The organism is Chitinibacter sp. S2-10 (genome assembly GCF_046530675.1).
In the GTDB taxonomy this organism is placed as follows: Bacteria; Pseudomonadota; Gammaproteobacteria; order Burkholderiales; family Chitinibacteraceae; genus Chitinibacter.
This window is the reverse complement of the sequence record NZ_CP172558.1, coordinates 932,222-957,815: the sequence shown is the minus strand read 5'-3', so window position 1 is coordinate 957,815 and position 25,594 is coordinate 932,222. Positions and strand designations below refer to the sequence as shown.

24 protein-coding genes are annotated in these 25,594 nt (G+C 56.0%); 19 read left to right on the top strand and 5 right to left on the bottom strand.

Annotated features, from left to right (window positions below; all coding sequences use genetic code 11):
* Nucleotides 1-38 precede the first annotated feature (38 nt).
* The 10 genes from gshA to ACG2XO_RS04490 all read left to right on the top strand — a co-directional run bounded on the left by gshA (nucleotide 39) and on the right by ACG2XO_RS04490 (nucleotide 12,188).
* Complete coding sequence (gene gshA / locus ACG2XO_RS04535; protein ID WP_410499633.1) at nucleotides 39-1,328, top strand: glutamate--cysteine ligase; 1,290 nt, start codon at nucleotides 39-41, stop codon at nucleotides 1,326-1,328.
* Nucleotides 1,325-1,657, top strand: coding sequence for a DMT family transporter (locus ACG2XO_RS04530; protein ID WP_410499632.1), 333 nt, complete (start codon nucleotides 1,325-1,327; stop codon nucleotides 1,655-1,657). Before gshA ends, ACG2XO_RS04530 begins: the two co-directional genes overlap by 4 nt.
* A 10-nt stretch (nucleotides 1,658-1,667) precedes the next feature.
* On the top strand, nucleotides 1,668-2,615 hold the full coding sequence (gshB, locus tag ACG2XO_RS04525) for a glutathione synthase (protein WP_410499631.1): 948 nt from the start codon (nucleotides 1,668-1,670) through the stop codon (nucleotides 2,613-2,615).
* The gene (locus ACG2XO_RS04520) at nucleotides 2,606-3,811 is read left to right on the top strand and encodes an FAD:protein FMN transferase (protein ID WP_410499630.1); all 1,206 of its coding nucleotides are present in this window, start codon (nucleotides 2,606-2,608) and stop codon (nucleotides 3,809-3,811) included. The genes gshB and ACG2XO_RS04520 overlap by 10 nt, the downstream gene beginning before the upstream one ends.
* 141 nt (nucleotides 3,812-3,952) lie before the next feature.
* Nucleotides 3,953-4,333 (top strand): PTS sugar transporter subunit IIA, encoded by a 381-nt coding sequence (locus ACG2XO_RS04515; protein ID WP_410499629.1) that lies wholly within the window; start codon nucleotides 3,953-3,955, stop codon nucleotides 4,331-4,333.
* Between the two features lie 15 nt (nucleotides 4,334-4,348).
* Nucleotides 4,349-4,621, top strand: coding sequence for an HPr family phosphocarrier protein (locus ACG2XO_RS04510; RefSeq protein ID WP_410499628.1), 273 nt, complete (start codon nucleotides 4,349-4,351; stop codon nucleotides 4,619-4,621).
* Nucleotides 4,622-4,704: 83 nt separating this feature from the next.
* Nucleotides 4,705-6,432 (top strand): phosphoenolpyruvate--protein phosphotransferase, encoded by a 1,728-nt coding sequence (ptsP, locus tag ACG2XO_RS04505; RefSeq protein WP_410499627.1) that lies wholly within the window; start codon nucleotides 4,705-4,707, stop codon nucleotides 6,430-6,432.
* Nucleotides 6,433-6,511: 79 nt separating this feature from the next.
* Nucleotides 6,512-7,177 carry an O-methyltransferase gene (locus ACG2XO_RS04500; RefSeq protein ID WP_410499626.1) on the top strand — a complete coding sequence of 222 codons (666 nt, stop codon included), beginning with the start codon at nucleotides 6,512-6,514 and terminating at the stop codon, nucleotides 7,175-7,177.
* Nucleotides 7,178-7,351: 174 nt separating this feature from the next.
* On the top strand, nucleotides 7,352-9,769 hold the full coding sequence (locus tag ACG2XO_RS04495) for an ATP-binding protein (RefSeq protein ID WP_410499625.1): 2,418 nt from the start codon (nucleotides 7,352-7,354) through the stop codon (nucleotides 9,767-9,769).
* A 127-nt stretch (nucleotides 9,770-9,896) separates the two neighbouring features.
* The gene (locus ACG2XO_RS04490) at nucleotides 9,897-12,188 is read left to right on the top strand and encodes a YgiQ family radical SAM protein (protein WP_410499624.1); all 2,292 of its coding nucleotides are present in this window, start codon (nucleotides 9,897-9,899) and stop codon (nucleotides 12,186-12,188) included.
* A 53-nt stretch (nucleotides 12,189-12,241) separates the two neighbouring features.
* On the opposite strand, the gene ACG2XO_RS04485 is transcribed toward ACG2XO_RS04490, so the two are convergent.
* Nucleotides 12,242-12,682 (bottom strand): DUF2846 domain-containing protein, encoded by a 441-nt coding sequence (locus ACG2XO_RS04485; protein ID WP_410499623.1) that lies wholly within the window; start codon nucleotides 12,680-12,682, stop codon nucleotides 12,242-12,244.
* 296 nt (nucleotides 12,683-12,978) lie between these two features.
* On the bottom strand, nucleotides 12,979-13,749 hold the full coding sequence (locus ACG2XO_RS04480; protein WP_410499622.1) for an AraC family transcriptional regulator: 771 nt from the start codon (nucleotides 13,747-13,749) through the stop codon (nucleotides 12,979-12,981).
* Between the two features lie 97 nt (nucleotides 13,750-13,846).
* Here ACG2XO_RS04480 and ACG2XO_RS04475 point away from each other — a divergent pair, with 97 nt between their 5' ends.
* From ACG2XO_RS04475 to ACG2XO_RS04460, 4 genes are all read left to right on the top strand, one after another.
* Nucleotides 13,847-15,061, top strand: a complete 1,215-nt coding sequence (locus tag ACG2XO_RS04475) for an MFS transporter (RefSeq protein ID WP_410499621.1) — start codon at nucleotides 13,847-13,849, stop codon at nucleotides 15,059-15,061.
* A 232-nt stretch (nucleotides 15,062-15,293) separates the two neighbouring features.
* Complete coding sequence (locus tag ACG2XO_RS04470) at nucleotides 15,294-16,346, top strand: hypothetical protein (protein ID WP_410499620.1); 1,053 nt, start codon at nucleotides 15,294-15,296, stop codon at nucleotides 16,344-16,346.
* A 219-nt stretch (nucleotides 16,347-16,565) separates the two neighbouring features.
* Nucleotides 16,566-18,380 carry a polysaccharide lyase gene (locus ACG2XO_RS04465; protein ID WP_410499619.1) on the top strand — a complete coding sequence of 605 codons (1,815 nt, stop codon included), beginning with the start codon at nucleotides 16,566-16,568 and terminating at the stop codon, nucleotides 18,378-18,380.
* A gap of 409 nt (nucleotides 18,381-18,789) precedes the next feature.
* The gene (locus tag ACG2XO_RS04460) at nucleotides 18,790-19,011 is read left to right on the top strand and encodes a hypothetical protein (RefSeq protein ID WP_410499617.1); all 222 of its coding nucleotides are present in this window, start codon (nucleotides 18,790-18,792) and stop codon (nucleotides 19,009-19,011) included.
* A gap of 58 nt (nucleotides 19,012-19,069) precedes the next feature.
* Here the strand turns inward: ACG2XO_RS04460 and ACG2XO_RS04455 are convergent, their stop codons facing one another.
* From ACG2XO_RS04455 to ACG2XO_RS04445, 3 genes are all read right to left on the bottom strand, one after another.
* A complete protein-coding gene (locus ACG2XO_RS04455) occupies nucleotides 19,070-19,480 on the bottom strand; it encodes a hypothetical protein (protein WP_410499616.1) in 411 nt (136 codons plus the stop codon).
* A gap of 92 nt (nucleotides 19,481-19,572) precedes the next feature.
* A complete protein-coding gene (locus ACG2XO_RS04450; protein ID WP_410499615.1) occupies nucleotides 19,573-19,932 on the bottom strand; it encodes a hypothetical protein in 360 nt (119 codons plus the stop codon).
* Between the two features lie 104 nt (nucleotides 19,933-20,036).
* The gene (locus ACG2XO_RS04445) at nucleotides 20,037-20,786 is read right to left on the bottom strand and encodes a substrate-binding periplasmic protein (RefSeq protein WP_410499614.1); all 750 of its coding nucleotides are present in this window, start codon (nucleotides 20,784-20,786) and stop codon (nucleotides 20,037-20,039) included.
* Between the two features lie 154 nt (nucleotides 20,787-20,940).
* On the opposite strand from ACG2XO_RS04445, the gene metH reads away from it, so the two are divergent.
* The 5 genes from metH to ACG2XO_RS04420 are packed head-to-tail and all read left to right on the top strand — an operon-like array spanning nucleotide 20,941 to nucleotide 25,513.
* Nucleotides 20,941-24,681: a methionine synthase gene (gene metH, locus ACG2XO_RS04440; RefSeq protein ID WP_410499613.1), complete on the top strand. Its 3,741-nt coding sequence runs from the start codon at nucleotides 20,941-20,943 to the stop codon at nucleotides 24,679-24,681.
* 14 nt (nucleotides 24,682-24,695) lie between these two features.
* On the top strand, nucleotides 24,696-24,929 hold the full coding sequence (locus ACG2XO_RS04435) for a DUF4160 domain-containing protein (RefSeq protein WP_410499612.1): 234 nt from the start codon (nucleotides 24,696-24,698) through the stop codon (nucleotides 24,927-24,929).
* Entirely contained in the window at nucleotides 24,907-25,152 is a 246-nt protein-coding gene (locus tag ACG2XO_RS04430; protein ID WP_410499610.1) for a DUF2442 domain-containing protein, read from the top strand. Before ACG2XO_RS04435 ends, ACG2XO_RS04430 begins: the two co-directional genes overlap by 23 nt.
* 6 nt (nucleotides 25,153-25,158) lie before the next feature.
* Nucleotides 25,159-25,323 (top strand): hypothetical protein, encoded by a 165-nt coding sequence (locus ACG2XO_RS04425; RefSeq protein WP_410499609.1) that lies wholly within the window; start codon nucleotides 25,159-25,161, stop codon nucleotides 25,321-25,323.
* Nucleotides 25,316-25,513 carry a YhfG family protein gene (locus ACG2XO_RS04420; protein ID WP_410499608.1) on the top strand — a complete coding sequence of 66 codons (198 nt, stop codon included), beginning with the start codon at nucleotides 25,316-25,318 and terminating at the stop codon, nucleotides 25,511-25,513. The genes ACG2XO_RS04425 and ACG2XO_RS04420 overlap by 8 nt, the downstream gene beginning before the upstream one ends.
* Nucleotides 25,514-25,594: the final 81 nt, after the last annotated feature.

Here is a 25,594-nt window from a genome sequence, read left to right as displayed (position 1 = left end):
TTTAACCGGATACTTATTTTCTGCTGGAGCCGCCTTCCATGAGCGTGCCGCATCTGACTACAGCCCTTACCGGCCCTCTGCTTGAACTTGAACGCAAAATTCTGGCGGCCCAGCCGGAAATCGAACACTGGTTCCGCAATCAATGGCAGGAACACACGCCGCCATTTTATGGCTCGGTCGATTTGCGCAACGCCGGTTACAAGCTCGCACCCGTCGATATGAATCTGTTTCCCGGCGGGTTTAACAATCTGAACCCCGAATTTCACCCGCTCGCGGTGCAAGCGGCGATGATGGCGCTGGAAGGTTATTGTCCGGATGCACGCCGGATCTTACTGATTCCGGAAAACCACACGCGCAATCTGTTCTACCTGCAAAACGTCGCTGCTCTGGCCAAAATCCTGCGTCAGGCCGGTATGGTCGTGCGTATCGGTACGCTCAATCCGGACATCACCGCTGCGACCGTGCTTGATCTGCCTGATGGCAGCCAGATGACGCAAGAACCGGTGATTCGCAAAGGTAACCGCGTCGGGCTGGGGACTGATCTGAGCGAGTTCGACCCTTGCGTCGTTTTGCTCAATAACGACTTGTCGGGCGGCATTCCAGCCATTTTGCAAAACATCGAACAAACACTATTACCGCCGCTGCATGCCGGCTGGGCAGTTCGCAGAAAAACGGGCCACTTTGCCGCGTACGACCGTGTGGTGGCCGATTTTGCACAAATGATCGATATCGACCCGTGGCTGGTCAATCCCTACTTCGAACACGTTGACGGACTCGATTTTCATGCGCGCGAAGGTGAGGAAAAGCTCGCCGCGACGATTGACGCAATGATCACAAAAATCGCGGTCAAATACGCAGAATATGGCATTACGCAAACGCCTTTTGTCATCGTCAAAGCCAATGCCGGCACTTACGGCATGGGCATTATGAGCGTCAAATCCGGCGCAGAGCTTGTTGGTCTCAATCGCAAGCAGCGCAACAAAATGTCGGTGATCAAAGAAGGCATGGCAGTGCACGACGTCATCGTTCAGGAAGGCGTGCCGACTTTTGAAACCATTGATGACGGCGTTGCTGAGCCGGTCGTCTATATGCTTGATCGCTTCGTGATTGGCGGTTTTTACCGCGTTCACACCGACCGCGGTATCGATGAAAACCTGAATGCGCCCGGCATGCATTTTGAGCCGCTGGCTTTTGCCACGCCTTTGACGACGCCCGATTGTGACGGCTCGCCCGATTGCGAAGCGAATCGTTTCTACGCCTATGGCGTCGTCGCCAGGCTGGCCTTGCTGGCCGCTTCGCTGGAGCTGGAACAGGACGCCGTTCAATGAGCGTTTCGTTGCAAGCCTGGCTCGCGCTGCTGGCCGCCGCCGTTTTCGAAATAGGCTGGCCGTTGGGGTTCAAGCTGTCGCAAACCACTGCGAACAAACCTTTGTGGATTGGCTTTGCCATTGTTTGCATGGGGCTGAGCGGCGTATTGTTGTGGCTGGCGCAACGTCATATTGCCATCGGCACGGCCTATGCGGTCTGGACCGGTATCGGTGCGGCAGGCACTTTTGCCATCGGCGTGTTGTGGTTTGGTGATGTGCTCAGCGCAGGCCGTTTTGCCGGTGCAGCGCTGATCATCGCGGGTGTCGTTTTACTGAAAATTTCCGAATAAAGGATTTCCGATGCGCATTCTGGTCGTTGCCGACCCGCTGGCGGGCTTCAAGATTTATAAAGACTCGACCTATGCGATGATGCGTGAGGCGGCAAGCCGTGGGCATCAGATTCTGGCGTGTCTGAGCAGCGATTTACGGTTGAAAAACGGCATCGTTGAGGCTCAAGCGCAAGTCGTCGTCCTGACCGACACCCAGTCCGGCCATGACTGGTATCGCATCGTTGGCGAGGAAATCATCGCCTTGCGCGATGTCGATGCGGTGATCATGCGCAAGGATCCGCCTTTCGATCAGCAATATCTGTATGCGACGCAGCTGTTCAGCCTGGCCGAAGCGCAAGGTGCGCGCGTTTTTAATCGCGGTCAGGCGCTACGCGATTTCAATGAAAAACTGGCGATTTTCCAGTTTGAACAATTTATTGCGCCGACAATGGTCAGCCAGAGTATCGCCGATCTTCGCGCCTTTGTGAGCGAGCACGACGATGTCATCGTTAAGCCGCTCGACGGCATGGGTGGGGTGGGTATCTTCCGCATTACCAATAACGACGCTAACTTGGGAAGCATACTCGAGATGCTGAGCCAGAATGGCGAGAAGCCGGTGATGGCGCAAAAGTATCTGCCTGCCATTAAAGACGGCGATAAACGCATTCTGCTGATCGACGGTGTGCCGGTTGACTGGTGTCTGGCACGAATTCCGCAACAGGGCGAAACGCGAGGTAATCTGGCTGCGGGTGGCTCGGGGGTCGCACGACCACTGACTGCGCGTGACCGCGAAATCGCCGAAGCGCTCGGCCCGCAACTGGCAGCGCAAGGTCTGCTGCTCGTTGGCCTTGACGTGATTGGCGACAATCTGACCGAAGTCAACGTCACTAGCCCGACGTGCTTTCAGGAAATCACCGCGCAATCGGGGATTAATGTCGCGGGATTATTCATCGATGCGATCGAAAGGAAATGCGTTTGAAAGAGAAGGAAAGGTCGGCGTTCAAGACTAAAAATCCGGCGCTGAGCCGCAGCGAAAAAACAAACCGCAATGTGCAAGGCCGGGGGGAAATGAGCGCTGAACGAACTTTCATTGGCTTTTCTCTGCGCCTCTGTGTCTCTGTGTTGAAGGGTTTTTGCAGCAAGACACTCAGCCGTGCCCTGTTGCTGGCGACGGTTTTTTTACTGACGGCCTGTGGCAAAAACGAGCTGTACCAGCAGGAAAGCTACGTCTTTGGCACGCGGGTGCAAATCAGTATTTATGGCCTCGATGAAGCGGTTGCTGCCAAACATGCTGGTGCAGTCTTGGCCGAGCTGGATCGCTTGCATCGCAAGCTGCACGCCTGGCAGCCATCGGAAATCACGCGGCTCAATGCTGCGATCCAAAAGGGCGAAGCGTTTGACGCCGATATCGAGCTGATCGGCATGCTGACTGCGGCGCAAAATTATGCCCGTCGCAGCGATCAGTTGTTTAATCCGGCGGTCGGCGCGCTGGTCAGTCTCTGGGGCTTTCATAACGACAGCTTTGCGCCCGTTACGCCCGATGCGCAAAAAATAACGGATCTGCTGGCAGCGCAAGCGAGCTTGGATCATTTGCAGTTTGACCAAACCAGCATCAGCAGTAATAACCCTGCTGTTGAAATTGATCTGGGCGGCTTTGCCAAAGGCTGGGCACTTGATCATTCGGCTAAATACCTGCGCCAGCAGCGGGTGCTCAATGCGCTGATCAATATTGGCGGCAATGTGCTGGCGCTGGGCAAAAAAGATCAGGAACCGTGGACGGTCGGGCTGCAACACCCGCGCCAGCCTGAAGCGATGGCAACGATTGCGCTCAAAAGTGGCGAAGCGATTGGCACTTCGGGCGATTACCAACGGTATTTCATGCTCAATGGCAAACGCTATAGCCATCTAATCGATCCGCGCAGCGGCCAGCCGGCGCAGGGCATACAGGCAGTCAGCGTAATCGCACCGCCGAGCCAGAACGCCGGGACGATTTCTGATGTCGCGACCAAGCCGATGTTCATCGGCGGGCTTGCCAAGAGCTGGATGTACGCGCAGCGTTTCGGAATCAGCGATGCGCTGATTATTGATGGCAAGGGTGACGCTTATCTCTCGGCCAGTTTGCAGGCCAGAATCAAATGGCTAAAAAAACCGGCGCATATTTACCGTCTGCGCTGACTCAAAGCTGGGTTCTGACTGTTGCAGCAACAGGGGTTCGCATTTTTGCTACTGACTAAATAATGACAAGCTGTTATATGATGTGTCAGTAGATTCAAGGGTAAGAAAAGGAATGACTCAGGCATGGTAGGCATAATCATAGTGACCCATTATTCGATGGGCGAAGCTTTGATGACATGTGCACAGCACATCATGGGACGCCCTTTGCCCAATCTGGGTCAGTTGGCCGTGAGCAAGGCGGACGATCCCGATGAAGTGTTGCGTCGGGCGCAGGCATTGATTGACGAACTCGACGATGGTTCGGGCGTGCTGCTGTTGACCGACATTTATGGCGGTACACCATCGAATGTCGCCAATCGCCTGATCCAGGCGGGCAAAATCGAAGCCATCGCGGGTGTAAATCTGCCGATGCTGGTGCGCGCCTTGTCGTACAGCCATCAATCGCTGGAGCTGGCAGTGAGCAAGGCGATTACCGGTGGACTTGAAGGCGTCTTGTACATGTTACCCAGCAATCAGTCGTAATCAGGAAAAAGAATAATGCCGCAGCAAGAAGTAGAAATCGTCAATAAACTGGGCTTGCACGCCCGGGCATCGAGCAAATTTACCCAGCTGGCCAGCCAGTTTCAGTGTGAAGTCTGGGTGAGTCGCAACCAGAAGCGCGTGAATGCCAAATCGATCATGGGCGTGATGATGCTGGCCGCCGGCAAAGGCAGCAAAATCATCATCGATACCAGCAATGCCCCGGATGAAAATGCGGCACTGGAAGCCTTGATTGCGCTGGTGGCGGACAAGTTTGGCGAAGGTGAATAAGCCATTTGAATACAATGATCGCGGCCGATAGAGCTGGCGACATCACCGTGTGATCGTTCACGCGAGCATCAGGAGGGTAATGGATGAGTATTAGCCTGCATGGTTTAGGGGTTGGCGGTGGTATTGCCATTGGTCATGCTCATTTGGTATCGCATGCCGACATTGAAATCCTGCATTACCAGATTCCTGCTGACGGCCTGGCTGCCGAATTGCTGCGCTTTGACGACGCCATTCGCAATACCCGCAAGGAGCTGGAAATGCTCTGGGGCAGCATTCCCGATAATGCACCTGCCGAGCTGGGCGCTTTCCTTAGCTTGCACATTATGCTGCTCAACGATCACACGCTCTCGAAAGACCCGCGTCATATTATCGAAACGCAGCGTTGCAATGCCGAATGGGCCGTCAAACAGCAACTTGATGTCTTGCTCGCACAATTTGACGAAATCGAAGAAGAATATCTGCGCGAACGACGCACCGACGTCATTCAGGTTACCGAGCGGATTTTCAAGGCGCTGGCCGGGCACGAACACGGCGCGCATGCGCCACAATGCGATGGCGACGACTGCATTCTGGTCGCGCATGATCTGTCGCCAGCCGACATGGTGTTGTTCAAAGACACCAGCTATAGAGCCTTCATCACCGACGTCGGTGGATTGACTTCGCATACGGCGATTCTGGCGCGCAGTCTGGATTTGCCCTCGGTGCTGGCCTTGCGCAATGCGCGGGATATCATTCGTGAAGGCGAACTCATCATCGTCGACGGCATCAAGGGTTGTGTGATTGTCGACCCTGATCCGGCGATTTTGAACGAATATCAGCAGCGTCAGGGCGAATGGCTGATCAAGCAAGCCAAACTGCAGGATATTCGTACGCAGGCTGCCGTCACGCTTGATGGTACGACCATCGATTTGAGCGCGAATATCGAGCTGCCCGAAGATTGTGAACTCGCACTCGAAAACAATACCAGCGGCGTCGGTCTGTTCCGCTCCGAGTTTTTGTTCCTGAAAGAAAACGATCTGCCAACCGAAGACGAGCAGTTCGAAGCGTATCGTGAAGTCGCGCTGGCGATGCAAGGCAAGCCGGTCGTGATTCGTACCATCGACCTGGGTAAAGACAAAATTCCGTCATGGCAGCTCGAACGCGAAGCGCCCAATCCGGCGCTGGGGCTGACCGGTATCCGGCTGTGCATGGCCGAGCCGCAAATGTTCCGCACGCAATTGCGAGCGCTATTGCGCGCGTCGGCCTTTGGCAAAATCAAGCTGTTGATCCCGATGCTGTCGGCGCTCAGCGAAGTCAAGCAAACCCGCGCGCATCTGGAAGACATCAAGACGCAATTGCGGAGCGAAGACATTGCCTTTGACGAAAACATCGAGCTGGGCGGTATGATCGAAGTGCCTGCGGCTGCGATGGCAGTCGGCGTCTTTTTGAAACACCTCGATTTCATTTCGATTGGCACCAATGATCTGATCCAGTATTCGTTGGCGGTTGACCGCAACGATGACGCGGTCAGTCATTTGTACGACCCGCTCAATCCGGGCGTACTGCATTTTCTGAAGCACATCATCAGCACCGCCGACAAACTCGGCAAACCGGTATCGATGTGTGGTGAAATGGCCGGTGATCCGACGCTGACTCGGCTGTTGCTGGGTCTGGGTCTGCGGCGTTTCTCGATGCTGCCTATCCAGTTGCTCAAGGTGAAGCAACAATTATTGACCGCCGAAATGGGCAAGATCAAACCGGTGGTCAGCAAAATGCTCAAGGCCGATGATGAAGAGCAATTGCGCGATTTATTGCAGCAACTCAATAACTGATTGAACCTTGCCCCTCTGCCCACCGGGCAGGGGGTAGAAACAATGCGGTATAATTGCTTTTTTGTCGTTACCGCATCTCATGACCGTCCAGACCCTCCCCCTTTCCGAGCCGCTACGCGATTATTTTCTGAATACGGCCTTGCGCGAGCCCGATATTCTGCGCGAGCTGCGCGAAGCCACGGTCGGGCACCGCGTCGCCAAAATGTCGCTCGCACCCGAGCAGGGCGCTTTGCTGATCTGGCTGCTACGGCTGATTGGCGCCAAACGCTATATCGAAGTCGGCACTTTTCTCGGCTATAGCTCGATTGCTGCTGCCATTGCGATGGGTGAGGATGGCCAGGTCGTTGCTTGCGATATTTGTGAAGAATTCACCACGCAGGCCGAACAATGGTGGCAAAAAGCCGGGGTAGCTCAGCAAACGACCCTGCACCTTGGTCGCGCGGTAGAAACTTTACCCCGTTTGCTCGAAGAGGGCGCTGCCGGTACTTTTGATTGCATGCTGATCGACGCCGACAAGCCCAATTACCCGAATTACTACGAATACGCACTGCAACTGGTGCGGCCGCGCGGGCTGATTATTCTGGACAATATGTTTCTCAATGGTCGCGTCGCCAAACCCGAAGTCGGCCACCCGCGCAGCGTCGCGATTCTGCACGAATTTAACCGTCAGCTACGCGACGACGCGCGCGTCGAGCATTGCATTCTGCCGACTGGCGACGGGATGACTTTGCTCTTTAAGCGATAGTATGGGTATATCCTTGGGCGCCAATATTAATATGCTCTTTACGCGTATACCCATCTATTTCTTTGCGCCTTGGTTTGATTGTGGCCGGCGTTGCGCAGGGTGGGCACTAGCAAACGGCAGGTCAAAGGCTACACTGGAAGCCATTGACCCGAGTGTGCTTTCAGCATGTTAGCGATGCAGCAACCCTTTAGTTCGACTCCGCAATTTGCCCAGCTGGTGGCGCAAATCGAATCCCGCTTGCATAACGAGCGCGCGCTGGCTCAACAGTCGCTCGATCAGTTGCTGGCGCAAACCCGCGCTGAACGTGATGCAGTGGGTTTTATTACTGCAGTCGAGTTGCTCTCGCAAATCGGCTATGGCGACAGCCTGCTTGACCTGCAGTACGAAGCGCTGCAAATGGCTCAGGGTCATCATTTATTTGCCGCAGAAGCCCGCCTGCTCAATCTGATCGCGCGAGCCTTGTATTCCAGCGCGCGCTATCAGGAAGCGATGCAAACCTGGGCGAGATGCCTGGAGGCCGCCGAGTTGTCGCAGCAATATGTGTGCTGGGCAAAGGCCAAAATGGGGCTGGGGCAGATTTATGATGCGCTCGGTGATTCGGCTTCGGCGGTTCGCCTGCATCAGGAAGCGATAGACTGTTGTTCCCGGCTCGATGATCGCTGGCTGCTGCTGCAAGCCAATATCAATCTGGGCGTGAATCTGCACAAGCTGCGCCGTAGTGCTGAAGCGCTGGCTGCGTTCAATTTTGCACTCGATACCGCTCGCGAACTCAAACACGCCGACGATGAGGCCGAAGTATTGATGCGCATTGGCGAGTTGTATGTTGCCAAACAGGTCTTTTCGCTGGCGATGACCTCGCTCGACGCCGCGCGCGTGATCGCTGAGCGTACCGGTTATCGCTGGGCATTGGCGCAAACCTTATTGTTGCGTACCGAATGTCTGCTGCGCATGGGGCGACCTAAAGAAGCATTGCAGCAAGTCCATCAGGGGCTGGAGGTGGCCAGACAAGCTGGCGCTTCGCACGTCAGGATGAAGCTGCTGTATCTGCTGGCTGAAGTCTGTGAGGCGCTGGAGGATTTTGCGACTGCGCTGCAAATGCAGCGGCAAGCGCAACAGCTGGAGCGGCTAATCAATCAGTCCTTGCAGCGCGATCCTTTGCAGCAGATTGCCCAGATTGCCCAGATTGCCGGTTTATCGCAAAACGCCGATCAGATTCTGCTCGATCTGGCTAACGATGCCCGGCTCGAGCAGGGCGATTTACCCTTCTTGAGTCATTTGCTGTGCCATACCGCTTGCAAGGTGCTCAATGTCGTGCAGGCCAGCTTCTGGCAATGGTCGGCGGATCGGCAGACTTTGCAATGTCAGATGAGGGTGAGTCAGGATGGTTTATCGCTGCCGCCCGGGCCTGATTTGCCGCGCAGCAAGCTGGATCTGCTGCTGAGTTACCTTGAATCCGGCGAAATGGTCGTGGCGCATTCGGCAGCACAGCATGTGTATACCTGGCAATGGAGCGAGTTGAGTTTGCAGGAGCAGGCCATCAGCGCGCTGATTCTGGTGCCGGTACGCCTGAATGACTGCTGCGTTGCCGTGCTGGCTTTCGAGCACCTTGATAAGCAGCGCAACTGGCAACGCAATGAATTGCAGCATGCGGCTCAGCTGGGTTTGCTGGCTGGCCGGGCGCTGGCGCAGCATCAGCAGCGGCTTTATCAGCAAGAAATTGCCCAGCTTAATCAGCAGCTGCAAGATCAGAATGAAGTGCTCGAGCAGCGCGTGACCGAGCGCAGTCAGGCTTTGCAGCAAGCCAGCCAGAAACTGGTGCAGGCCGAAAAGCTCGCCGCACTGGGTTATCTGGTCGCCGGCTTTGCGCATAAACTCAATACCCCGCTGGGCAGCGTGCTGACGGCAGCCAGTACTTTCAGCGAGAAAAGCACAGAAATCAGCCAGCTGCTTAATGCGGGTGCGGTTAAAAAATCGCAGCTGGAGCAGTTTCTGGCCGAAGGCCACACGATTGCCGAAATTATCCAGCGCAATGCGCATCGCGCCAGCGATATGATCCGCGATTTGCGCCAGCTGGCAGCCGACGATGATGCCATGCTGGCTGCGCGGCTTGGCCTTAAATCCTTGGTTGACGACATGATTGCGCGCTATGCCGCGCGCAGCGATGCCAGCCTGATCCGCTTTCACAACCAGCTTGATGAGAATCTGCACATCCTGAGTTATCGTGCGGTACTCGAGCTGATCGTGGCGCAGCTGATCGAGAATTCATTGCGCCACGCCTTTATGCCCGGCCAGAGCGGGCAGGTCGAGATTGCCAGCCAGTACACCGGCGCTGGCCAGCTGCAACTGCTGTATCGCGATAACGGCGTCGGCATCGCCAGCGAGCTGCAGCAAAAAGCTTTCGAGCCTTTTTACACCACGCAGTTTGGCCAGGGGCATAGCGGGCTGGGTCTGTATCAGGTGTATTCGCTGGTGCATGGCAAGCTGGGCGGCGAAATTGCTTTGCGCAGCGAGCCGGGGCAAGGCCTTGAAATTACACTGACTTTGCCCGCCAGCGCCAATCCGTCGAGCGCCACTTTCGCGAGCGCAGGCTAAAAAACCCCTAATTTTTATCCGGTTATTTGAGCGGCATTGGCCATTTTATCTGATAAAAAACAAGCATTTAGCTGCAATAAATCGCCAAATCTGCGACAATGCGCGATTAGCCCTATTCGCCGTCGCCATGAATTCCACTCATTCCCCGCTTAAACCGATTTACGAACTACCCGCAGGCGTAAAACCACGCCAGCCTGCGCCTTTCCTGCCGATGAGCCGCAAGGAAATGGATCAGCTCGGCTGGGATGAGTGCGACATCATCATTGTGACCGGCGACGCCTACATCGACCATCCGAGTTTCGGCATGGCGCTGCTCGGGCGCTTGCTCGAAGCGCAGGGGTTTCGCGTTGGCATCATCAGCCAGCCGGACTGGACTTCGGCCGATGACTTCAAGCTGCTCGGTAAACCGCGGCTGTATTTCGGCGTCACCGCCGGCAATATGGATTCGATGATCAATCGCTACACGGCCGACAAAAAGCCGCGTTCGGACGACGCCTACACCGCGGGCGGCATTGCGGGCAAACGCCCTGACCGCGCGCTGAATGTGTATTGCCAGCGCTGCCGCGAGGCGTATCCCGGCGTGCAAATCATGGCCGGTGGTATCGAGGCCAGCCTGCGCCGCATCGCGCAATACGACTACTGGAGCGACAAAATCCGCCAGTCGGCGCTGATTTATTCCAAAGCCGACTTGCTGTTGTTCGGCAATGCCGAACGCGCGCTGGTTGAAGTGACACAGCGCGTCGCTGCGGGTGAGAAAATGAGCGAAATCCGTGATGTGCGCGGCACTGCCTTCCTCGCGCCGCACGGCTGGAAGCCGGAAGGCTGGGTTGAGCGCGATTCGTCGGTCGTCGATATTCCGGGGCAGATCGACGCACACCCCAACCCGTATGCTGATGAAAGCGAAATGCAGAAAGCTTCAGCAGCTGATGTTTCTGAAGCCCCCGCCGCTGACGTAGTAAAAACCATCCAGATTGTTTCACGTGAAGCGCGGCTCGCTGCGCGGCGCGAAATTCGTGGTCGCACCGTCATCCGCATTCCATCGTTTGAAACCGTCACCTACGATCCGGTTAGCTATGCGCACGCCAGCCGCACCTTGCATCTGGAATCGAACCCCGGCAATGCGCGTGCGCTGGTTCAGCAGCACGGCGAGCGCGACGTCTGGATGAATCCGCCGCCGATTCCGCTCGAAATGGCCGAAATGGACTATGTGTTCGACCAGTATTTTGCGCGCAATCCGCACCCGAGCTATGGCGAGCAGGTGATTCCGGCGTGGGACATGATCCGTTTCTCGATCAATATCATGCGCGGCTGTTTTGGCGGCTGTACTTTCTGTTCGATCACCGAGCACGAAGGGCGGATTATCCAGAGTCGCTCCGAAGGCTCGGTGCTGCGTGAAATCGAAGAAATCCGCGACAAAACCGCTGGCTTTACCGGCCACATCAGCGATCTGGGCGGCCCGACGGCCAATATGTATCGCCTGGCGTGTAAAGACCCGAAAATCGAGCAATCCTGTCGCCGCTTAAGCTGCGTGTATCCGGGCATTTGTGAAAATCTGAACACCGACCACAGCAGCCTGATTCAGCTGTATCGCAAGGCGCGCAAAATCAATGGCGTGAAGAAAATCACCATTGGCTCGGGTCTGCGCTACGATCTGGCGGTTGAATCGCCCGAGTATGTGAAGGAACTCGTCACGCATCATGTGTCCGGCTACCTGAAAATCGCGCCCGAACACACCGAAGACGGCCCGCTGTCGAAAATGATGAAACCCGGCATTGGCACTTTCGAGCGCTTCAAGGACATGTTTGACCACTACAGCAAGCAGGCTGGCAAGAAGCAGTACCTGATTCCCTACTTCATCGCCGCGCATCCGGGTACGAGTGATGAGGACATGATGAATCTGGCTCTGTGGCTGAAGAAAAACAGCTTCCGCCCCGATCAGGTGCAGGCGTTCACGCCGACGCCGATGGCGATGGCGACGACGATGTGGCACACCAAGCGCAATCCGCTGAAACGCATCCATCGCAGCTCGGAAAAAGTCGACATCATCAAAGACGAAAAACGCCGCCGCATTCACAAAGCGTTTCTGCGTTATCACGACCCGAAAAACTGGCCGCTGTTGCGCGAAGCACTCACCGCAATGGGGCGCGCCGATCTGATCGGTACTGGCCCCAAGCAACTGATTCCACCCGAATCGGCTGCGGAAAAAACCATGCAAGCGGGCAAGGGCAATGCGCGTGGTGGCGGTGGGCCGGGATCGGTCGGCAAGATACCCAACCGCAGTAATTCCACGCAGGGCAAAACCAGAAATGCGGGAGGCGCAATACCCCGCAACCAATCTGCAGGCCGACCTGCCACTGGTCAACCGTTTGGCGGCAAGCCAGCAGGGAAACCTGCCGGATTTGGCAAAAAAGCCCGTTAAACAAAAACCCCGCAAATCTGCGGGGTTTTTTATCACGAGCCGGAAATGTGAAATTATTTTTTCGTCATCACCACCAGCGAGCTTTCTTTTACGCCCTTCTGGCCTTCCTCTTCAGTAACAAGGTGAAGCTTGTTCCGAGCGTACAGCAGACCCATTTTTACTTCTTGCCAGATATAAACCAGCGCACCGGCTTTGGCGTCGATCTCAAGTGTTTCGGTATTTTCTGCTGTAGAAGTAATCGTGTGTTTGCCCGGTTCGATTTCCTGGTACAGATAGCTCTTTGCACCTGTCGAGCCAATCGGCTTGCCATCCAAAGTGACGTCCATCGTTACTGCGGCGCCGATCATTTCATTCCGGTAAAGATACAGGCCAGCTTTATCCGATTTGGTCGCAAAAGTTTTTAATGCTGCATCCTGGGCTGTATCGCCTTTTGGCACCGAAGCGCAACCGGTCAAAGCGATGGCAACAAGAAACAATGTGAAGAGTTTTTTCATTTTAAGAGTCCCTGATTTTGGAGCGCTTATTCTACTGATAGATCAATCCGGCGGGCACAAAAACTTGCACGAAGCTGAATCGCTGTTGTGTCACTGCGTATTTTAGCGGCGCGGCATAAACAGGGGCAGCAGTTCCGCTCTGGCTTCGAACACCGGGACAAGGCTGGAAAATCCTGATTCGGTGTTGCTTCCAACGTGGGTTGTCATGATTAAGAAGGTGGGGTATTGGCTTTGAATTAATATATCTATTGCGCTTTGATCCTATACCCCAATCATTTCTATTTACTGATCTGGGTTCATTGAAAAAAGCTGCTTGGCGTGATGCCAAACTGGCGCTTGAACATCGCGCTGAACGCGCTGGGGCTGTTGTAGCCGCAATCGAGTGCGACGTCGATAACGCGCTCGCCTTGGGCGAGCCGTTCCAGCGCCTTGAGCAAACGCGCCTGTCGCCGCCAGTCGCCCAGCGTCATTCCGGTGGCCTTGCCGAAACGGCGCTGCAGCGTGCGCGCGTCAACGCCGGTTTGTTGTGCCCAGTCATCGGTCGTTCGCGTGTCATCAGGTTCGGCCAGCAGCGCGCGACACACCGGCGCGAGCAAGGGATCAATCGGCATCGGCAATTGCAGCGGCAACGTTTCCAGCGATTTCACTTCATTGAGCAGCAATTCGGCAATCATCCGGCTGCGCAGCGGAATCGGGTTTTCCTGATAATCAATATGGATTGCGGCCAAAATCAGCTCGCGCATCAGCGGCGTGATCGCCAGCACGCAGCATTCGGCCGGCAAGCCGGGCACTGCGTCGGGGCGAACATAAATCGAGCGCACTTCGACGTGACCGATCATCAGCACTTCGTGCCATACGCCGGGCGGCAGCCAGATGCCGCGATTGGGCGGCACGATCCATTGCCCCAGCGGCGTAATCACGCGCATCACGCCGCTGATCGCGTACAAGAGCTGCGCCACTTCGTGCCAGTGGCGTATCGTCGCCGAGCCGGGTTGATGGTCGACGGCCTTGCCGTGCAATAAAGCGCCCTGCATTTCGCGCAGCGGGCCTACTCGTTCGATCAGCATGTCGTTTTCCCGATAGTGTTTGCCTGATTCGCGTCAGACAGGCAAAGCATAGCGCCATAAGATGGCTCTGTCTTCACTTCTTGTCCGGGAGTCCGCCATGAATACCACGACGACAGTCACCACCGACGCCGCCGCCAGCGATGCGGCGCAGCGCACGCAATACCACGTGCTGGCCGCGATCAGCAGCACGCATTTTCTGAACGACATGATGCAGTCGCTGATTCTGGCGCTGTATCCGGTGCTCAAGGGCACTTACCAGCTCAGCTTTGCCCAGCTGGGCCTGCTGACGCTGACTTATCAGCTTGCCGCGTCGATTCTGCAGCCGCTGGTCGGCCAGTTTACCGACCGCCGCCCGCAACAGCATGCGCTGGTCTTCGGCATGGGTTTCACCTTGAGCGGCCTGTTGCTGCTCTCGCAAGCGCATACCTTCCCGCTACTGCTGCTCGCGGCTGCGCTGGTCGGTTGCGGTTCGTCGATTTTCCACCCCGAAGCTTCGCGAATCGCGCGGCTGGCTTCGGGCGGGCAGCATGGTCTGGCGCAATCGCTGTTTCAGGTCGGCGGCAACGCCGGTAGCGCCTGCGGGCCGCTGCTTGCTGCGCTGATCGTTATTCCCTTCGGCCAGCCCAGTCTGGCGTGGTTTTCAGTCGCGGCGTTGATCGCCATGCTTGTGCTGCGCTGGATCAGCCAGTGGTACGCCGCCCAGCACCGGCAGGGCGCGGGCAAGACCGCCAGCAAAGTGCAGCCGTTTTCTGCCGGCAAGACGGTGTGGATCATGGGCGTATTGCTTGCGCTGTTGACGACCAAGTTTGTTTATATGGCGAGCTTTCAGAGCTACTACACCTTCTATCTGATCGAGCGTTTCGCGCTGGCGCCGCAGCAGGCGCAGCTTTTGCTGTTCGTTTTCCTGTTTGCCGTCGCGCTGGGAACGCTGGCCGGTGGCCCGATCGGCGATCGGATCGGCCGCAAGGCAGTGATTTGGTTTTCGATTCTTGGCGCAGCACCGTTTGCGATGGCCTTGCCGCACACGGGTCTGGCCGGCACGGTGGCGCTGAGCTTTGTCATCGGCCTGATCATGTCGTCGGCTTTCTCGGCGATGCTGGTTTACGCGCAGGAGTTGCTGCCCGGCAAGGTCGGCACCGTCGCCGGTCTGTTCTTTGGCTTCGCTTTCGGCATCGCCGGTCTGGGCGCGGCACTGATCGGCAGGCTGGCCGATCATTACGGCATCGTGGCGGTGTATCAGACGCTGGCGTATTTGCCGCTGCTCGGCATCGTTGCCGCGCTGCTACCAACGAAACAGCTTGCTAAAATTTGAGCTTTTGTGGGAGCGGGCTTGCCCGCGAAGCATGGCTAATCGCGGGCAAGCCCGCTCCCACGACTTAAAACATCCAAGGGCTGTGACTGCGCCATTCCGCGCCACGGCAAGCGGTTTGCCTGCGCGCATGCGATAATCGGGGCTTCCGTTTTTTATCGCCAGTCGCCGACTGAATACATGGCATGGTATATCCATGCAAGGCATATTCAGCAACTACTGGCCGGCAATACCCATGAATACTGTCTATTGCGAACTTACGACTTCACACCGCACCACCGCTGCGCAGCATGTCAACGACATCGTTACCGTCGCAATCGGCCATGCCGCGGACGAGCCAGCGCTGATCGTTTTTGATACCGAATGCCCACTGGCGCCGCTGCTGGCCGATGGTTACCGCGCGGCTTTGCCGCAGGCGCGGGTGATCGAAATCAGCGAAGTTGATAACGACGCGGTGATGGCGGCTTTTGCCGCGCTGCCGGCGGGGGCACTGGTCGTGCTGATCCAGTCCACGCATTTCCGGCTCGACGCCTACCGGCTGCGCGTGCAGCTGTTCGCGCAGGGGCTGAAAGTGATCGAGCACGTGCATCTGGCGCGGATGGTCGGCATTGAGGCGCCGCGCTATATCGACGCGCTGGCTTACGATCACGAGCACGCGGCGTATTACCGCGAGACCGGCGCTGCACTACAGGCGAAAATCGCCACGGCGCAATCGGCACGGCTGGTCAGCAGCCGCGGCAATGTGCTCCATTACGCAACGCGGTTTGAGCCCGCCAAGCTCAACGTCGGTGATTACCACGCGATGAAAAATATCGGCGGGCAGTTTCCGATTGGCGAAGTGTTTACCGAGGCGGTCGATCTCGAAGCGGTCAGCGGCCGCGCCGATGTGTATGTGTTTGGCGATACCACTTTCCACTGCAATTTTCCGCCCCGCCCGGTCACAATCGTCGTAGAGGCTGGCCGGATTGTCGGCGTTGAAAACAGCACGCCCGAATTTGACGCCGTGCTGGCGCGGATTCGCGAAGTCGAAGGCGAGGTCTGGCTGCGCGAGCTGGGTCTGGGGCTGAACCGCGCTTTCACGCGCGAGCGCACCGTCAGCGACATCGGCACTTACGAGCGGCTGTGCGGCGTTCACCTGTCGCTGGGCGCCAAGCACGGCAGCTATAACAAGCCGCAATTCAAACGCAAGGACACGCGCTTTCATATCGATGTTTTTGTCGATGTGGCAGGTGGCGTTTTGCTGGGCGACGACAATGTGTATGTCGATGGGCTGTGGCGGCTTGAATAGCCCGGTATCCGGCTCGAATTAATCCGTTAAATTACGTGATGATTTTCGGGCTAGAAAGATTTGTTCATCTTTAAATCAATGACTTAGCTTCTTGTCGCGGGATTGACCCAGATCGGCGACAAGGATTGACGCCATCGGTATTTTCTCCAACGATGCGGATTCACTGCCAAGACAGTGAGTCACGATTAAAAGGCCAGTGCACTGGCCGGAGGAGAGAAAATGCAACGATGGATTAAGCCGAGCTTGCTCGTGATCGGCCTGTTGGGCGCGGTGAATGCGAGCGCCGCCTGCCGTGGTTCATGGGTCGAAGGCCCGACGTATAGCGCTGGAGACACCGTAAACTATCAAGGCCAGACGTATACTGCCTTGACCACGCATACCGCCTATGTGGGGACGAACTGGAATCCGGCGACGACACCGACGCTGTGGAAAGTCGGCGGCGATTGCGGCACCAGCCCAACGCCGACTCCAAGCGCGACGCCGACAGTGGCGCCGACTGCAACGCCAACACCGAAGCCGACCGCCACCGCGACGCCGCAAGCGTCACCAACACCTCAAATTACCGCAACACCAACACCAACACCAACCGCCGCACCCACCGTGACGCCAACAGTCGCGCCCACAGTCACGCCATCCCCAACGGCAACGCCAGCCAGCGGCCAGTGCATAGATGCCGTATGGCAGAGCAGCGTCGTTTACACGGGCGGCCAAAAAGTGAGTTATCAAGGCCGGACTTATCAGGCGCAATGGTGGACGAGTGGCGAACAGCCTGATCTGAATACGGGTTCTGGCAAGCCGTGGAAAGATCTGGGCGCTTGCGGCCCAGTGAGCACTTCAACACCGACGGCAATGCCAACTGCAACACCAAGCGCAACACCAGTTCCAACGGCTACGGTCGTGCCAACGCCGACAGCGACGCCAGCCGTAACACCGACGCCAACAGCAGTGCCAAGTGCCACCCCAACGCCGACAGTGGCGCCAACACCAAGCCCGACGCCGCTGATTACTCCGGTTCCGACGCCTAGCGGTGCGCCGACGCAAATTGTTTTGCGCAATCAGTTCGACCAATACGCCAGCGGCCTGTACCAAGCCAGCCAGTTCCAAGCCGACTGGGGTCTTGCACCAACGTCGTCTTCGGGCGTCGCAGCGGGTCGTTTGAGCATCGTTGCTGATCAGGCCAATGCCAGCAATAAAGTGTTGCGCGTCAGCTATCTGGCCGGTCAAGTCGGTGGCAATTCGGCGATGACTTTTGACGCGCCTTTGCCGGGCAATGCACGTTCTTTATTCCTGCAATACAAATTGCGTTTTGATCAGTCGTTTACCTGGGTCAAAGGCGGCAAATTACCGGGACTGGGCGGTGGTGATACGCCAACCGGCTGCATCCAGAATGGCACGTTTGACGGCTTCACGACACGGTTGATGTGGCGTGAGAACGGCGTCGGCTTCCAGTATTACTACTTCCCCGGCAAGCAAGAGGAATGCGGTGATTACGCCGGACTTGTTCGCCGCTTTGAAGCTGGTCGCTGGTATACGCTGACGCAGCAAGTCGTACTCAACGATATCGGCCAGAGTAATGGCCAATTCCGGCAATGGATCGACGGCGAGCTGGTGCTGGAAAACACCGCAATGCTGCTGCGTAACTCGGCCAGTGTCAGCGTTTCGGCGATCAAAATGGATACCTTCTTTGGTGGCTCAAGCAGCGACTGGGCGCCTTTGAGCGAGCAATACGCCTATTTTGACGACTTTATCGTCAGCGTCGATTCGCCGCTGGCGCTGGTCGATACCCGCGTTACGCCGCCGAATTACACTCATCCAATTGTCGGGTATTCGCAATGGCAGGCGACGAGTGTGTATCAGAAAGACAGCGTCGTTTACCGCATCGATAACGGCAAGTATCGCTACTTCAAAGCGCGCGGCTATACCGCAGCTGGGGTTGATCCGCTCAGCAGTAATCTGCCCGAAGTCTATGTCGGCGTGTATTCGCCGATTAAGCTCGATACCGCGCAGAAATGGATAGAGTTAACCTCGCCATAAGTACCCGCAGCCTCACTGGTTCGCTTGCGTTCCAGTGAGGCTATCGCGTATCGGCGAACAGACTATCTAACCAATATACTGTGGTGTAGTATGTTGCTGGACTCCATTTATAATGATGCTTGCATTAATATACCCTTTGATTTGCTTTGGGTTGACGGCCATCATCCGCTGTAACGATATTGCAGCACAAGCTGATTGAATTTCACCATTCGTCAGCCCATGACGAGCGGTTTATAAGCCATACCGGCGTACCGTATCCAGATCATTCCCAGCCAAATCCATCCTCGTTTCCAGATACCCCATCAAGGTCGCTTGTCATATTTTTGCAGTACAAACAAGCGACTATGACAACTCGGGTTTTTGGGCTTAACTGAGTTCATAAGCTGTCTAGCAGCACGAGGAGATCAATATGCGCTTATCGATGAAAATGTGTGTGACACCAATTCTGGCTGGTATTGCTTGCCTGATGTTGTTCGGGGTGCTGGCGGGTGTTTTGATTGAATATCAGCCGCTATTGCTGGCTTTGTTGCCGCTGGGCTGGATGCTGATTTTTGCCGGTGTTTATATTGGCCTGATGTATTTGAGTCAGCTAGCTTTCGAGCCGATCCGTTTTCGTCAGCACAGACATTGATAACGCGACCCATAAAAAAACCGCCAATCAGGCGGTTTTTTTATGGGCTGAGCGCTGCTCAGGCTATGACGCGGATGGACGTGCTGTCGCGCTCGGCATAGGGTGTGACTTCAGGCGTTTGCTCGGGTGGCGTGGATTCGGCCTGCTGGCTCCGGTATTCGGCAATCGCAGCGGCAGTCTGGCGATTTTGCACTGTGTCGACCGAGTCGATGATCTGCGCGGTATTGACTGAGCTGGTCGAGCTGCTTGAAGTGCTGCTCTCGTTACCGATCGCGTTGTTGTAGCTCGTTGTGTACGTGTCCAGCAATTCCTGCGCCTGCTGCGAGATGTAAACCTGTTCGACAACCGGTTTGATTTGTTCGCGCTGTTCAGCTTTTTGCTCTTGTGCTTTTTTCTGCAGATCGGAGACGCTGACAGTCGATACCAAGCTGGAGGCTGTGTTGACCGAGGTGTTGGTATTGATGTCCATGATCTTCTCCTTTCTGAATACTATTTATAAATCATATGCTTATTGCATCTTGAATGCAAAAGCTAAAACGGGTAACTATTCACATTTCCGCTTCAGGCTTGCGTTTGAAGCGTCGAAACCGGCGTTGCTGGCTGGGCATCGTACGCTTGCAGCTGGCTGGCCGCCGATTGTGCCGGGCTCGCCAGTGCATTGCGTAATTTGACGATGTTGTAAGTGCTTTGCTCGCCGCCATACCAGTCAAACGCTCGCCCCTGCTGCGGCTCACTATCCTGATCAGCGGTACTGGCGGCAAGGTCGAAGCTTTCCGGGATTTTCGACAGCAGCGCCTGCAAATCTTCGCGCCACAGCCCGTGGCTTTCGCTGGCGTCGGCTTGCGTCAGCTGGCTGGATGCGGTCTTGCCCGAGATCAAGCTGTAGCGACTCGGGCTGACCAAATTGAGATTCCAATTCATGATCGGCTCCTTGATCGTATGCCTTTATCATAACGCGGTGCGCTAATTGAAAATGGGCAATAAGACCAAGGACTTATGGCAATAATGACATGGCAGGATGTGGTTTACGGCTGATTGTAGCGCTCGCGGATGCGCTGATAACTGCCATCGGCCCTCATTTGCTGCAAAACCAGGTCAAACTGGTCACGCAAGGTTTTGGAGCGAAAACCGACGTGCCACCACAGCTGATGTGCACTGGGCAGTGGAGTCAGCCGCAGCATGGCTTTGTCCGGAGCATGCAGCTCGGGCGATTTTTTCAGCAACTGGCGCACGCTTTCATAAAACAGCGTGTCGTCAATCAGGCTGATATCACAGCCGCCCGATAGCCATGCAAAAACCTGCAATGTTTGATCAGGGTATTCCTGATATTCGGCAAACTGTGGCACGGCTTTGGCAAACGCTTCGCCGAGGCTTTCTTTAGCCGTTTGCCAGGCGCAAACAGATCGACCCGCCATGCTCTGCCAGCTTGGATAATCTTTGCCGTCCTTACTGATGGCAAAGTTGCGGTAGATGATAAAAGGTTGCGAGTAATGAATATTTTTATCGCTGGGGTGAACCTCTACGGCAATATCGACGCGCCCCATTTTGAGCTCGACGTCCATGCGCCGATTGGCACCAAATTGACGATTGACATGGATATCCATGCGTTTGAAAGCTTCGTCCATCAGCTCGATGGAAATCCCGCTTTGCGTTTTTTCATTCACAAAAGGGGGGCGTGACTGACCAAAAATGACTTTCACATGCTCAGCCTGTGCCGTCGGGCAAACCAGCACGAGCGCAGCAACGGCAAGCCAGCAGGAGGAGAAAATCTGCATTGCATCTGATCCGGAAAGATACTTTCTTGGTATAGCAGATCGCCTGCCGTCATAGATTCATTTGTTCCCGTTTTTGACTTGGGCACGAGCGCATGGTCGTGTTGCCATTGCATGTTAAAATCGGCAACTATTTTCAAGTTTTCTGGATACACCCATGACCCGCCAGCGCCAACTAAAAGACCTGCTTGAACAACGCGTCCTGATTCTGGATGGCGGCATGGGCACGATGATTCAGCAATACAAGCTCACCGAAGCGCAATACCGCGGCGAACGCTTTGCTGATTGGCACACCGACGTCAAAGGCAATAATGATTTGCTCGTACTGACTCAGCCGCAGATCATCGCCGAAATTCACCAGCAATACCTCGACGCTGGCGCCGACATTATCGAGACCAATAGCTTTAACGGCACCGCGCCGGCGATGGCCGACTACGAAATGCAGGAGCTGGTGTGGGAGCTGAACTTCGCCGCTGCCAAATTGGTAAAAGAGCTGTGCGTCGCGCAAACGGCGAAAGATCCAAGCAAACCTCGCTTCTGTGCCGGTGTACTTGGCCCAACGAGCCGCACCTGTTCGATTTCACCGGATGTGAACGACCCGGGCTACCGTAACGTGACGTTTGACGAGCTGGTGACGGCCTACCTCGAAGCCATCGACGGCCTCGTGAAGGGCGGCGCCGATATTCTGCTGGTTGAGACGATTTTCGATACCTTGAACGCCAAAGCGGCGGTGTTTGCGATCAAACGCTACTTCGCCGAGCATCCTGATCAGGAAGAATTGCCGATCATGATCTCCGGCACGATTACCGATCAAAGCGGTCGTACGCTCACCGGCCAGACGACCGAAGCCTTCTATAACTCGCTGCGCCACGCCGACCCGATATCGTTTGGCCTTAACTGCGCGCTCGGCCCTGATCTGCTGCGCCCTTACGTCGAGGAGATGAGCCGCATTTCCGATTGCTTTGTGTCGGTGCACGCCAATGCCGGTTTGCCGAATCCGCTCGCGCCAACCGGTTATGATTTGCTGCCCGAAGATATGGCGCCGCAAGTACGCGAATGGGTCGAATCGGGCTTGGTCAATATCCTGGGCGGCTGCTGCGGTACGACGCCAGCGCATATCGCGGCGATGTACGCCGCCGTCAAAGATTTACCAGCGCGCAAACTGCCAGAAATCGAGCCTAAATGCCGTCTTTCTGGCCTAGAGCCGTTCAATATTGGTGACAACGATCTATTTGTGAACGTTGGCGAGCGCACCAACGTCACCGGCTCAAAAGCCTTTGCTCGCCTGATTTTGGCCGGCGACTACAGCGCCGCACTCGAAGTGGCCCGCCAGCAGGTGGTGAACGGCGCGCAGGTGATCGACATCAATATGGACGAAGGCATGCTCGACGCCACCAAGGCGATGACGACCTTCCTGAACCTGATCGCCGCCGAGCCCGATATCAGCCGCGTGCCGATCATGATCGACTCGTCGAAATGGGACGTGATCGAGGCGGGCCTGAAATGCGTGCAGGGCAAGTGCATCGTGAATTCGATCTCGATGAAAGAGGGCGTGGAAGCATTCAAACACCACGCGCGTTTGCTGAAAATGTACGGCGCGGCCGTCATTGTGATGGCGTTCGACGAAGTCGGTCAGGCCGACACCTATGCGCGTAAAGTCGAGATTTGCGAAAAATCCTACCGCATCCTCGTTGATGAAATCGGCTTTAACCCGGCCGATATTATTTTCGACCCGAATATTTTTGCCGTTGCCACCGGTATCGACGAGCACGCGCGCTATGGCCTCGACTTTATCGAAGCGACGGGCTGGATTACCAAAAACCTGCCACACGCCAAAGTGAGCGGCGGTGTATCGAATGTGTCGTTTAGTTTCCGTGGCAATAACAAGGTGCGCGAAGCGATCCACGCCGTATTCCTGTACCACGCGATTAAGCAAGGCATGACGATGGGTATCGTCAACGCGGGTGCGCTGGAAAACTACGACGACGTACCCGTTGTGCTGCGCGATGCGATTGAATCGGTTGTGCTGATGAAAACGGATGACGCGCTCGCCGCGACCGAAGCGCTGATCACGCTGGCTGAATCATTCAAAGGCGACGCCAACGTCGCCAAGGGTGAAGACCTCGCTTGGCGCGAGCTGCCGCTGCAAGACCGGATTACGCATTCGCTCGTTAAAGGCATCACGACCTACATCGTTGAAGACACCGAAGAAGCGCGCACCAGCGTCGAGCGCCCGATTCACGTCATCGAAGGCCATTTGATGAACGGCATGAACGTCGTCGGTGATCTATTTGGCGCCGGTAAAATGTTCCTGCCGCAAGTGGTGAAAGCCGCGCGCGTAATGAAAGCCGCCGTCGCGCATCTGGAGCCCTTCATCGACGCCGAAAAAATTGCCTTAGGGCTGCAAGACGAGCCCGCCAAGGGCGTGATTATCATGGCGACGGTGAAAGGCGACGTGCACGACATCGGTAAAAACATCGTCGGCGTCGTGCTGCGTTGTAATAACTACCAAGTGCACGACTTGGGCGTGATGGTGCCGTGCCAGACGATTCTGGACAAAGCCCGCGAGGTCAAAGCCGACATCATCGGTCTATCGGGCCTGATTACGCCAAGTCTGGAAGAAATGAGCCACGTCGCCAAAGAAATGCAGCGTCAGGGCTTTGATATTCCGCTGCTGATCGGTGGCGCGACGACATCGAAAGTGCACACGGCGGTGAAAATCGAGCCGCATTATCAAAATGACCAAGTCATCTACGTGCCCGACGCCAGCCGCGCCGTCGGCGTGTGCTCTAGTTTGCTGTCGGATGAACTCAAACCCGCTTTTGCCGCCGAGGTCAAAGCCGAATACGCCAAAGCGCGCGAGATTTTCGAGAGCAAAGATCGCACTAAATTGGTTAGCCTAGAAGAAGCACGCGCGAATAAATTTGCGCCAGACTGGGCGACGTATACGCCACCAGAGCCGAGCTTTACTGGCGTGCGTGAATATACCGACTATAAACTCGAAGACATCGAGCCCTTTATCGACTGGACGCCGTTCTTCCAGAGCTGGGAATTGTATGGCCGCTACCCAGCGATCTTGCAAGACGAAGTGGTCGGCGAAGCCGCCCGCCATCTGTACGCCGACGCGCAAGCGATGCTGCGTAAGATTGTCGATGAGAAATGGATCGCCGCTGCGGGCGTGATCGGCTTCTTCCCGGCCAATAGCGTTAATCACGACGATATCGAAATCTACGCCCCAGAAGACGTAGGGTCGGCTTCAGCCGACCGTAAACCAATCATGACGTGGCACAACCTGCGCCAGCAATTGCCGAAACCCAAAACCGGCGAAGTCAAACCTAACTGGTGTCTCGCCGACTTTATCGCGCCGAAAGAAACCGGCATTAAAGACTACATCGGCGCCTTTGCCGTCACCGGCGGCATCGGCATCGATGCGCCAGTCAAAGCGTTTGAAGACGCCAACGACGACTACAGCGCGATCCTGCTCAAATCACTCGCCGACCGTTTCGCCGAAGCCTTCGCCGAGCACATGCACCACCGCGTACGCACCGAGCTATGGGGCTATGCGGGCGGCGAAAACCTGAGCAACGACGAGCTAATCGACGAGAAATACGTCGGCATCCGCCCAGCCCCCGGCTACCCAGCCTGCCCGGACCATACGCCGAAAGTCGACCTGTTCAAAGTGCTGAACGCACCGAACATCGGCATGACGCTGACCGAAGGCTATGCGATGCTGCCAACCGCCGCCGTCAGCGGCTTCTACTTCAGCCACCCCGAATCACGCTATTTTGGCGTGGGGAAAGTGACGCTGGATCAGGTGGAAGATTATGCGGCGCGGCGTGGGGTAAGTCTCGCTCAAGCCGAGCGCGACCTTGCACCTAATCTTGGCTATGTCGCCTAAACGGGGGTAAGCTAATGCCAACGCTGTTGCTGGAAAATGGCTTTAAGTTCTTCTTTTATGCCAATGAGCACATGCCGCGTCATGTGCATGTGATGAAAGGGGAATATTTTGCCAAGGTGGAGCTGGGCAGTCTGCGATTGGTCAATTCTACCTTCAAGCCAGCAGACCAGCGCGCCATGCTGGCGCTCGTTGCGCTACACAATGACGCATTTACGGAGAAATGGGATGCCTACTTTGCCACACGCTAAAACGCTCAGCGTTGATACCCGCTACCTGCACGTCGAGCTGGTCGATGGCCGTATGATCTCGACGCCGCTGGCGTGGTATCCCGAATTGCTTAACGCCACGCTGGCGCAAATCAATGATTACACGCTGATTTGCGATGCCACGGGCATCGAATGGGCGCAGCTTGATTACCACCTGAGTGTAGAAGGCATGCTCAGCGCGGTGCCTGAGCGCATGGCGGCTTAGCCCATCATGACCGAAGAAGAAAAAGCCGACCTATACCGTCGGTATCCTGATTTGCTTGGTGCACAAGCTGCAATGCTGCGCGCCGCCGAAAATGCCCGCAAGCTGGCCGAGCAAACCGGTACCAAGCTGGTCGTCGGCCAGCCCAAACCTGCCAGCAAAACCAATGGCTAAACTCGATTTTGCCGCCAAGCGCGTTATTTGCGCACAGACGCGGCGGAAGAATTATCTAGATAGCCTGCAACTCGAAGGCATTGCCCTGCCAGATCAAACGGCCAATATGAGCCGTGAACAATTGATCGAGTTCTATCGGAATAAGGCTGCTCAGGCGTCGCGCTCGAGTGAGCAATCCAGTGTCCTCTAGCACCGATTAATCCAACACATACCCAATCCGGGTACGATCAAACCCATAATGGGTGCGACGCTCACCGAAGGCTACGCGATG